The sequence below is a fragment of the Vibrio sp. 10N.261.52.A1 genome (genome assembly GCF_002876325.1).
Lineage (GTDB): Bacteria > Pseudomonadota > Gammaproteobacteria > Enterobacterales > Vibrionaceae > Vibrio > Vibrio chagasii.
On record NZ_MCYD01000630.1, the window covers coordinates 1 to 10,589 of the forward strand.

Here is a 10,589-nt window from a genome sequence, read left to right on the forward strand (position 1 = left end):
TCTAAGAATACCTGAGCAGCAGGCGTAATATTAATTCCAGACAAGAGATATGAATAAATAATTCATTCTTCTCAACTGAAAATAAATAATTACTCTTAGCAATAAAAGTAATTCAAATATATAAGAGAGAGACGATCATGAGTAAGTTCTATGTAGGTTCTGAAATAGGTCAATTGCGTCGTGTTCTAGTTCACCGCCCAAGACGCGCACTGACTCACTTAACACCATCTAACTGTCACGATTTGCTGTTTGATGACGTACTGGCTGTTGAGCGTGCAGGTAAAGAGCATGACGTATTCACTCAAACGCTACGTGATCAGGGTGTTGAGGTTCTTCTTCTTACTGACCTACTAGCAGATACGCTAGCTGTGCCGGAAGCGAAAGATTGGCTACTGAACTGCCAAGTGTCTGATTACCGTTTGGGTAAAACTTTTGCTAACGACGTACGCTGCTATTTAGGCGACTTACCAAACCTAGAGCTTGCAAAAATCCTAACCGGCGGTCTGTCTTACGCTGAAATGCCGATGAAGTCTTCTTCAATGATGCAAGGCATGTTCACACCAACCGACTTCATTATTGAACCTTTACCAAACCACCTATTTACTCGCGACACCTCTTGCTGGGTTTACGGTGGTGTATCGATCAACCCAATGGCGAAACCAGCACGTCAACGCGAAACCAACCACGTGCGTGCGATTTACCGTTGGCACCCAACCTTCGCAGGCCAAGACTTCATTAAATACTTCGGCGATGAAGAGAGCATCAACTACGACAACTCAACGATTGAGGGTGGTGACGTTCTGGTTATCGGCCGTGGCACAGTGCTTATCGGTATGTCAGAACGTACCACGCCACAAGGTGTTGAACACTTGGCTTCTAGCCTGTTCAAACACGGCCAAGCGAAGCAAGTTATCGCTATGCAGCTGCCAAAACACCGCTCTTGCATGCACTTAGACACAGTAATGACACATATGAACGAAGATACGTTCTCTGTTTACCCTGAAGTGGTGAGTAAAGATGTGAAGTGCTGGAACCTAACCGGTGATGAGTCTGGTGCCGTGAAAGTGAAAGAAGAAGGCTACTTCGTTACCGCTATCGAAAAAGCACTGGGCGTAGACAAGCTAAACCTAATCACTACTGGTGGTGACAACTTCCATGCAGAGCGTGAGCAGTGGAATGATGCGAACAACGTTCTTACGGTAAAACCTGGCGTCGTTATTGGCTACGAAGGTAACACCTACACCAACGAGAAATACGACAAAGCTGGCATCACAGTACTGCCAATTCCTGGAGACGAGCTTGGTCGTGGTCGCGGTGGCGCACGTTGCATGAGCTGCCCAATCGAGCGTGATGGTATCTAATCACTAAGACGAAACGGCCAAGTTGAAGCACTCAAATAACCTCAACTTGGCCACAATGAGAGAACACAATTATGACTAAACAAACTGTTGTTGTTGCACTCGGTGGTAACGCCCTACTTCGTCGCGGTGAGCCGTTAGAAGCTGACGTTCAGCGCCGTAATATTGAAACAGCGGTGAAAACCATCTCTGAAATCGCCAAAGAGTACAACGTGGTATTAGTGCACGGGAATGGCCCACAAGTTGGCTTACTTGCTCTGCAAGGTTTGGAGTACAAGAAAGTAAATCCATACCCACTGGATGTATTGGGCAGCGAAACGCAAGGCATGATCGGTTACATGCTGATGCAAGAGTTCAAAAACTATCTGCCGAACCGCAACATCTCATGCATGTTGACCCAAATGACGGTTGATCCAAATGACCCTGCATTTGCTGATCCAACCAAACCGATTGGCCCAATCTACGAAGAAGCAGAAGCGCGTGAATTGGCAGAGAAGTTCCACTGGATCGTAAAACCAGACGGCCAACACTTCCGTCGTGTTGTACCAAGCCCAAGACCAACCGGCATCGTTGAACATAAAGCGATCACCCAGCTTATCGAAGCGGGTCACCTAGTGATCTGTACTGGCGGTGGCGGCATTCCAGTGAAAAAAGAGCATGGCAAATTGGTTGGTGTCGAAGCGGTTATCGACAAAGACATGTCAGCGGCTTTCTTAGCAAAACAATTGAATGCCGATGCACTACTGATCCTGACAGACGCAGACGCGGTTTACCTAGATTGGGGCAAGCCGACTCAACACGCACTGCGCAACACTACACCAGGTGAGCTTGCGAAGTTCGAATTTGATGCCGGCTCCATGGGACCAAAAATTGAAGCGTCATGCGAATTCATCCAACAAGGCGGCAAAGTCGTCGGTATCGGTGCGCTCGAAGATGGTTTGCAAATTCTGCAAGGCCAAGCGGGTACCAACATCACCAAAGATTAATCCACTCGTGAGCTTTTCAAACCTTGCGAGAAAACTGAATCACCGTTTGAACTGAAATTAATACACAAAAATTGAATCGCGCTTTCTTGAATTTTCTTTCCCTGTAACAAGAAAGCGCCTAAATCTAAGAAGGAATACATCATGGCTTTTAACCTACGCAATCGTAACTTCCTAAAACTACTAGATTTCACTCCACGCGAAATTCAACACTTGTTAGATCTTTCAATGGAGCTTAAAAAAGCGAAGTACAACGGTTACGAACAGCCAAAACTGACTGGCAAAAACATCGCACTTATCTTTGAGAAAACCTCAACTCGTACTCGCTGTGCATTCGAAGTGGCAGCATTCGATCAAGGTGCTCGCGTCTCTTACTTAGGCCCATCTGGTTCTCAAATTGGCCACAAAGAATCAATGAAAGATACCGCTCGCGTTCTTGGCCGTATGTACGATGGCATTGAATACCGCGGCTTCGGTCAAGAGATTGTTGAAGAGCTAGGCGCTTACGCTGGTGTACCTGTATGGAATGGTCTGACTGACGAATTCCACCCAACTCAAATCTTGGCAGACTTCCTAACCATGACTGAATACGGCCGTGGTAAGCAGCTGCATGAAATCAAGTTTGCTTACCTAGGTGATGCTCGCAATAACATGGGTAATTCTCTAATGGTTGGCGCAGCGAAAATGGGCATGGACATTCGCCTTGTTGCTCCTAAGCAATTCTGGCCAGAAGAAGGGCTATTGGCTCAATGCCGTGAAATCGCAGAGCACACTGGCGGCAAAATCACCCTAACTGAAGATGTTCAAGAAGGCGTACAAGGTTGTGACTTCCTATACACCGACGTTTGGGTATCGATGGGCGAAGCGAAAGAAGCGTGGGCTGAGCGCATTAACCTAATGATGCCTTACCAAGTGAACATGGAAATGCTAAAAGCAACCGGTAACCCACATGTGAAATTCATGCACTGTCTACCCGCTTTCCATGGCGAAGACACCACGGTAGGCAAACAGCTTGCGGCTGAATATCCACAGCTAAAAGACGGTGTGGAAGTGACTGATGAAGTGGTCGAGTCTGAATACTCTATCGTGTTCGATGAAGCTGAAAACCGCATGCACACCATCAAAGCTGTGATGGTTGCAACACTAGGTAGCTAATAAGCCAAACAGTTAAAAAGCTTAGAAGCAAAGCACTCTCTTATTTACAAACAAGTCGATAATTTGAGTGCAATAACAGGGAAATGCGGGTGGCGTGCATGGGAATTTTCCCTTGGATAAAACCCGCATTTTTTTTCATTCGTTTGAAAAGATTATTGCCTAAAAAAGTCGAAGTTTTGCTGCTTCAACAAAGGCTTAAAAAGAAGTAAAAACGCAGGCTGATTTGGCATAAATATCCATAAAATGAATACTTTACAGAAACTATTGCGCGCTGTTTTTATCTGAGTATAATCCTCCGCAATTTGTCTAAAGAGAGCAAAAAATGAACCGCAGTTTTGTCGCACATGATTGTCAAACTACACGCCAAAGAGTGGTGTTGGTGTCATTTTTATTTTGTTCTATTGATCATTTCGAAGCCTCCTATTTTTAGGGGGCTTTTTTTTGTCCGCAATTTGACTGTATGCATAGAAGGAAGACCCGTTATGGCGCATTCGTTATTTAACAAGCACATCATCTCCATTCCTGAGCTCTCTCGTGATGAACTGGAGCTTATCGTCGATACCGCAGCAAGGCTCAAGGCTGAACCAAATCCAGAGTTGCTGAGAAATAAAGTCGTTGCGAGCTGTTTCTTTGAGCCTTCAACTCGAACTCGCCTCTCATTCGAAACCGCAGTTCAACGCCTTGGTGGCACAGTCATCGGTTTTGATAATGGCGGTAACACATCACTGGCTAAGAAAGGCGAAACACTTGCCGATTCAGTGCAGGTGATTTCATCGTACGTTGATGCCTTTGTGATGCGTCATCCACAAGAAGGGGCAGCACGCTTGGCGTCTGAGTTCTCTAACGGTGTGCCAGTAGTGAATGGCGGTGATGGAGCGAACCAACACCCAACTCAAACCCTGCTAGACCTGTTCTCGATTTACGAAACACAAGGCACTCTCGACAACCTCAATGTGGCGTTTGTCGGCGACCTTAAATATGGCCGCACCGTGCACTCATTGACGCAAGCACTATCAAAATTCGATAACGTGCGTTTCTTCTTTATCGCACCTGAAGTATTAGCGATGCCGGATTACATCTGTGAAGAACTGGAAGAGATGGGCATTCAATACAGCACACACAGCAGCATTGAAGAAGTGGTACCGGAACTGGATGTGCTATACATGACTCGCGTACAGAAAGAGCGCTTTGATGCATCAGAATACGCACACATGAAATCGGCTTACATCCTCACCGCCGACACATTGAAAGAGGCTCGCCAAAACATGAAGGTGCTTCACCCGCTGCCACGCGTCGACGAGATCACCACCGACGTTGATAAAACACCACACGCTTACTACTTCGAGCAAGCTGAAAATGGTGTATACGCTCGCGAAGCCCTATTAGCCCTAGTTCTAAACGACACTTTATAAGCAGGAGACACAGTCATGGTTAAACAAACTCAACTACAAGTAGAAGCGATCCGTAACGGCAGCGTCATTGACCACATCCCTGCTCACCTTGGTATCAAAATCCTCAAACTGTTCAAGATGCACAAAACAGAACAGCGCATCACCATGGGATTAAATCTGCCATCATCTGCGTTGGGACACAAAGATCTGATCAAGATTGAGAACATCTTTCTAACCAAAGAACAGGCGAACCAATTGGCTCTGTATGCGCCACAAGCGACGGTCAATCAGATTGAAGAGTACAAGGTAGTGAACAAACTCACGCTTGTACTGCCAGAGCAAATCAACAGCGTATTCTCATGTCCAAATAGCAACTGTATTTCACACGGTGAACCCGTTGAAAGTAGCTTTAAAGTTCAGCTAAAACAGGAAAACGTGCAGCTAAAATGCCATTACTGTGAAAAAGTATTCTCTCGCGAGATCATGAGTGAAATTCGCTAGCCCTTATCTTCATTAACACCAAGGTTAAAACCTTGCAAAACACATGGATATTTATTCCCAATGCGGAATAAATATCCACTCCTCCTAAGAATAAAGCACCAAGATACAAGCAAATAACCAGAATTTTGTTTGGTGATCGCCTTCAAAAAGATAACTATCCTTTAGTGGTAGACTGAATGAATAGATGATCATACATCTCGCATACCCACCCTTCTTTACTTCAGGATTCGTCGGTAAGCCCTAATTAACAAATCGTACTCTACGGCTTTGGGAGTGCGCACGACGCTATGGACAAGCGGTATCACTGTTGACCTTAAGGAGTTGTTCATGAACCCGATCACTGAGCACGGTTGCTTGTATTCAGCTGAAGATAAAACACTGACTGCAGCGTGCAAACGCTTACTACAACAACAAAGCTTCTCAACTCAAAACCAACTGCGCGAAAAGCTAGTCGAGATCGGCTATACCGGCATTAGCCAGTCGACGGTATCTCGTATTTTGTCACAGCTCGGCGTAGTCAAAATTCAGAATGCCTGTGGTAAAAAGGTCTACTGCATTACGGTTGAAAGCGCGCCTGTACGTGTCGATGCATCCATCTCTTCGCAAATCGAATTAATCACTCATAACCAAGCAATGGTGATAGTTAAAACCCACCCAGGTTGTGCGCAGTTAGTTGCAAGATTAGTCGATATCGACCCACATACTGAGATTATCGGTACTGTTGGCGGCAACGACACCGTGTTAATCATTCCAAAAGACACAACCAATATCGATGCTTGCGAGCAAGTAGTAAAAGCACGCTTAGGTGTGGCTTAAATGGGTTACTGGCAAGGGCTCCCTATGCCTGCTGCAGGCTGACCCTATCCCGATTACCTAAGAAAGTGGATTTCCCGCCCTAAGGGATATTTGCTAGCCAATGAAACTAATAGCAAACTATTACGGTCTGATTGAGTTAAGATACCCATAACTCCATTAAATGACTAAATAGTATGCGACGACTTGCCACATTACTTTTTGTTTGTATTTCCCTGTTCACCCAGCCTGCGTGGGCGCTTTTTGGAAATGACAACGCCGAGCCAAGCTTCGGAGGCAATAACAACGGTTTTGTTCCTGTAGACCAAGCTTTCCCTTTCAATTACTACCAGCAAGATGGCAAGGTGCTTCTCGACTGGCAGGTAAAAGAAGGCTACTACCTCTATCAACATAGCCTCTCTTTTAGCGGCCAAAATCTCGCTATCGGTAATGTTGAGTTAGAAGATGGTAAGCCACATCAAGATGAATTCTTTGGTGAGGTGAGTGTTTATACTCAGCCGCTATTCGTACAAGTTCCCCTACAAAGTTACCAAGATGGCTCGCAGCTGATCGTTAAGTATCAAGGCTGTGCCGAGGCTGGCTTCTGCTACCCTCCAGAAACTCGCGTCATCGACATTGCACCGTTTGAAGCGACGGACTCAAGCGACACTGCTGCTAAAACTACCAGTAACCAAGCGAACACCTCCCCACAAGTTGCTTCGCCAAAAGCAGATGTGGCCAATAACACAGCACCACAATCAAGCGCACCCGTTTCAAAGGAAGCGAGCCTAGCCGATAAACTCGGTGACAGTTGGTGGACCCCGTTACTGTTCTTGGCGCTCGGTGTTGGCTTAGCCTTCACACCGTGTGTTCTGCCTATGTATCCAATCCTAACGGGCATCGTGTTAGGTGGTGGCAAGCTCAGCCAAGGTCGCGCGTTGATGTTGTCCTTCATCTACGTGCAAGGTATGGCGCTCACCTACACCCTATTAGGTTTAGTGGTTGCGTCTGCGGGTATGCAATTTCAAGCTGCGATGCAACATCCTTACGTGTTGATTGCCTTGAGCGTTCTGTTCGTGGCGTTAGCGATGTCGATGTTTGGCGTGTATAACCTACAACTGCCGAGCAGTGTCCAAACTTGGCTGAATAACCAGAGCAACAAGCAGCAAGGCGGTAATACCTTGGGCGTATTCGCGATGGGTGCTATCTCTGGCTTGGTGTGTTCACCTTGTACTACGGCACCACTCTCGGGTGCGCTGCTGTATGTTGCTCAAAGTGGCGACCTATTTACCGGTGCTATCGCTCTATACGCATTAGCTATGGGTATGGGTATTCCGCTAATCTTGGTGGCAGTATTCGGCAATAAGCTACTGCCAAAAGCGGGCAGCTGGATGGACAAGGTGAAGGTCGTATTCGGCTTTATCTTGTTGGCAGCACCAATCTTCCTACTAGAGCGCATTATTCCTGAATTATGGGCAACCGTGCTTTGGTCTGCCCTTGGCTTCATCGCCTTCGGTTGGTTGTATCACAGCAAGAATGCACTGCCATTTGCTGGTTGGAAGCAGAGCGCTGTGGGCATCATCGCAATGCTTGGTCTGTTTGCTTCTGCTCAACCTGCACTAAATTACTGGTTTGCAGAAAAGAGCGTTGTAGTGGAACAACAGATCCAGTTTGCTCGAATTAACACCGTTGAAGAGCTTGAAATCCAGCTCATCGAAGCGAAGAAACTAGGCAAGCCAGTGATGCTCGACTTCTACGCCGATTGGTGTGTGGCGTGTAAAGAGTTTGAGAAGTACACCTTCCATCAAGCAGATGTCGAGAACAAACTGTCTGACTTCGTATTACTTCAAGCAGACGTGACGCGAAACATGCCCCAAGACATTGAATTGCTGAAGCAGTTGCAGGTACTTGGCTTACCAACCATTGAGTTCTGGGATAGCAAGGGTAACCATGTTCCAAATGCTCGAGTGACTGGTTTTATGCCTGCCGATGTATTCTTAAAACACATGCAAGACCACCAGCTATAACGGCAACATTAGTCTGAATGTAACACCAGACAAAGCCGCACCGCCCCTCATAACGAGATGGCAGTGCGGCTTTTTTGTTATAGCAAGAAACGCTTTCTTAGAAAGGGGATAAAAGTCGATATGGTTCAGACTTTTAATGCATAGATATTGTCCACATACTCAATCAGGATGATAATAAATATTAACTAAATTGTTAAAAGTATGGACGTCATGGACTCGACCTACACCATCATCATTGCTGATGACCACCCTCTCTTCCGCAACGCCCTATTTCAGTCGGTTCATATGGCGATCAGCGGTGCGAACCTACTTGAGGCCGACTCTCTCGACGCGTTACTGACTCTGCTTAAAAAAGAAGATGAACCCGACCTACTGCTGCTCGATCTAAAAATGCCGGGAGCCAATGGAATGTCTGGTCTGATTCAGCTTCGTGCAGAATACCCAGATCTACCGATTGTCGTGATCTCGGCAAGTGAGGACGCTAGCGTGGTCACTCAAGTGAAAAGCCATGGTGCGTTTGGTTTTATTCCAAAGTCGAGTGACATGCGTGAATTAGTGAGTGCACTGAATCAAGTGCTGAATGGCGACCCGTTCTTCCCTGAAGGGCTGATAACAAACAATGCGGCTTGTAGCGACCTTGCGGAAAAAATTGCCACACTGACGCCACAACAATACAAGGTGTTAGGGATGCTTTCCGACGGCCTGCTGAACAAGCAAATCGCCTATGAATTGAATGTTTCGGAAGCGACCATCAAGGCGCACATGACAGCCATCTTCCGAAAACTGGACGTAAAAAACCGAACTCAAGCGGTTATCTTACTGCAAGAAGTCCATAACTAGGCTTCACTCATATCCTCTTCTAAAGTCGTCTTAGGCAAACACAAACCCAGCTTGACGACTTTATGATCCTCTATCTCTGCAACCACCCAATTGATGTCATGCCACTCGAAGCTATCGCCCAATACTGGGTGCGCGCCAAGCTCGCGATCAGCCAATTGTTTTAACGTCATGTCGCGCTCTTCTTCCGAGCCAAGCTCAATGCCATAGCAGTCACTCACCGCAGTAATCGACAAGCCAACCTCAAGGAAGAAATCACCAAAGAATCGCGCAGCCTCTTCAGCCTCAGGCGCTTCACTGAACAACTCACTTAAGCTATCTAAGTCTTTGTCTTGACCAAGCACACAAAGAATATCGTTCGCTTCCAATACTGTACTGCCCGATGGATGAAGCAAGGCGTCCTGTCGAAACAGTGCGGTAATACGTGTTCCTTCCGGCATCGATAAGCGCTTAAGCGGCTCACCGACACACCACTTCTCTTCTTTCAACTTGTAGACAAACATCTCCCACTCACTGGTCGGGTAGATCTCGATACCAGTGCGTGAAACAGGTGTCGGCGTTGGAGGCAGCGTCACTTGAGCCAATCTCGCGACTTTCATTAAGCTGCCGCCTTGAACAATCAGCGACACCATAACCACGAAGAAGGCGATATTGAAATACAGCTGAGCATTAGGCAGGCCAGCCATCATCGGGAACACCGCCAAAATGATCGGCACCGCGCCACGTAACCCAACCCAAGAAACAAACCAACGCTCCTTGGTGGTAAAACGTCGAAATGGTAGCAAACCTAACCAAACCGACAGCGGACGAGCAAACAAAATCATACCGAAAGCCAATGCTAGCGCAGGCAGAGCAATGTCCATCAGTGTCGATGGTGTGACCAATAAACCCAACACCAAGAACATCACGATTTGGCTTAACCACGTCATGCCATCAAGGACATTGAGAATCGAGTGTCGAGAGCGTGTTGGACGATTACCAATAAACAAGCCCACAAGGTAAATAGACAAGATACCACTGCCGCCAAGCATGTTAGAGAAAGCAAACAGAGCCACACCGCCGCTCAGTACCAGAATCGAGTAAAGACCATCAGCCAACTGTATTCGGTTGATTAGACTCCACAGAACCCAACCGCCACCAAGACCAATAAGGGTACCAACACCAAATTGCATCGCGAAGCTTTTCAGCAGGAAGTTCATCCCCATCTCGACATCTGGGGTGCCAAGTAGTGCGATTAAGGTCACCGTTAGGAAGACCGCCATTGGGTCGTTGGTACCGGACTCTATCTCTAAGGTTGACCCAACACGCTCGTTGAGGCTCTGTCCTTTGAGCAGAGAAAATACCGCCGCAGCATCAGTCGAGCCCACAATCGCGCCCACTAGAATGCCTTGCATCAGTGATAAGTCGAATAGCCAAGCCGCCATTAAGCCGGTGAGAGTCGCAGTACAAGCTACACCTATCGTGGCTAACGACAGCGAAGGCCAAAACGCGACCTTAAAACTCGCCACCTTAGTGCGCATACCACCATCAAGCAGTATCACGGCA

Annotated in this window: 9 protein-coding genes; 8 read left to right on the plus strand and 1 reads right to left on the minus strand. The window is 46.9% G+C overall.

Annotation, left to right across the window (positions count from 1 at the left end; genetic code table 11):
* The first annotated feature begins 137 nt into the window (after window positions 1-137).
* The 8 genes from arcA (at window position 138) to BCT81_RS11560 (ending at window position 9,047) form a co-directional block, all read left to right on the plus strand.
* Entirely contained in the window at window positions 138-1,361 is a 1,224-nt protein-coding gene (gene arcA / locus BCT81_RS11520) for an arginine deiminase (RefSeq protein ID WP_102424396.1), read from the plus strand.
* 71 nt (window positions 1,362-1,432) lie between these two features.
* On the plus strand, window positions 1,433-2,344 hold the full coding sequence (arcC, locus tag BCT81_RS11525) for a carbamate kinase (protein ID WP_102424398.1): 912 nt from the start codon (window positions 1,433-1,435) through the stop codon (window positions 2,342-2,344).
* A gap of 141 nt (window positions 2,345-2,485) precedes the next feature.
* Window positions 2,486-3,496 carry an ornithine carbamoyltransferase gene (locus tag BCT81_RS11530; RefSeq protein WP_004737112.1) on the plus strand — a complete coding sequence of 337 codons (1,011 nt, stop codon included), beginning with the start codon at window positions 2,486-2,488 and terminating at the stop codon, window positions 3,494-3,496.
* A 482-nt stretch (window positions 3,497-3,978) separates the two neighbouring features.
* Entirely contained in the window at window positions 3,979-4,908 is a 930-nt protein-coding gene (gene pyrB / locus BCT81_RS11540; protein ID WP_102424400.1) for an aspartate carbamoyltransferase, read from the plus strand.
* 15 nt (window positions 4,909-4,923) lie between these two features.
* Complete coding sequence (pyrI, locus tag BCT81_RS11545) at window positions 4,924-5,388, plus strand: aspartate carbamoyltransferase regulatory subunit (protein WP_004737110.1); 465 nt, start codon at window positions 4,924-4,926, stop codon at window positions 5,386-5,388.
* 327 nt (window positions 5,389-5,715) lie between these two features.
* Window positions 5,716-6,204, plus strand: coding sequence for an arginine repressor (locus BCT81_RS11550; RefSeq protein ID WP_004737108.1), 489 nt, complete (start codon window positions 5,716-5,718; stop codon window positions 6,202-6,204).
* Between the two features lie 173 nt (window positions 6,205-6,377).
* The gene (locus BCT81_RS11555; protein ID WP_102424402.1) at window positions 6,378-8,207 is read left to right on the plus strand and encodes a protein-disulfide reductase DsbD; all 1,830 of its coding nucleotides are present in this window, start codon (window positions 6,378-6,380) and stop codon (window positions 8,205-8,207) included.
* Between the two features lie 210 nt (window positions 8,208-8,417).
* Window positions 8,418-9,047, plus strand: a complete 630-nt coding sequence (locus BCT81_RS11560) for a response regulator transcription factor (protein WP_076655813.1) — start codon at window positions 8,418-8,420, stop codon at window positions 9,045-9,047.
* On the opposite strand, the gene BCT81_RS11565 is transcribed toward BCT81_RS11560, so the two are convergent.
* Window positions 9,044-10,589, minus strand: a 1,546-nt coding sequence (locus BCT81_RS11565) for a potassium/proton antiporter (RefSeq protein ID WP_102424404.1), incomplete at its 5' end; no start/stop codon positions are given. The two genes, BCT81_RS11560 and BCT81_RS11565, sit on opposite strands and share 4 nt — an antisense overlap.

Coding starts and splice junctions, on each gene's coding strand:
- arcA (WP_102424396.1), top strand. CDS start 138: ATGAGTAAGTTCTATGTAGGTTCTGAAATAGGTCAATTGCGTCGTGTT.
- arcC (WP_102424398.1), top strand. CDS start 1,433: ATGACTAAACAAACTGTTGTTGTTGCACTCGGTGGTAACGCCCTACTT.
- BCT81_RS11530 (WP_004737112.1), top strand. CDS start 2,486: ATGGCTTTTAACCTACGCAATCGTAACTTCCTAAAACTACTAGATTTC.
- pyrB (WP_102424400.1), top strand. CDS start 3,979: ATGGCGCATTCGTTATTTAACAAGCACATCATCTCCATTCCTGAGCTC.
- pyrI (WP_004737110.1), top strand. CDS start 4,924: ATGGTTAAACAAACTCAACTACAAGTAGAAGCGATCCGTAACGGCAGC.
- BCT81_RS11550 (WP_004737108.1), top strand. CDS start 5,716: ATGAACCCGATCACTGAGCACGGTTGCTTGTATTCAGCTGAAGATAAA.
- BCT81_RS11555 (WP_102424402.1), top strand. CDS start 6,378: ATGCGACGACTTGCCACATTACTTTTTGTTTGTATTTCCCTGTTCACC.
- BCT81_RS11560 (WP_076655813.1), top strand. CDS start 8,418: ATGGACTCGACCTACACCATCATCATTGCTGATGACCACCCTCTCTTC.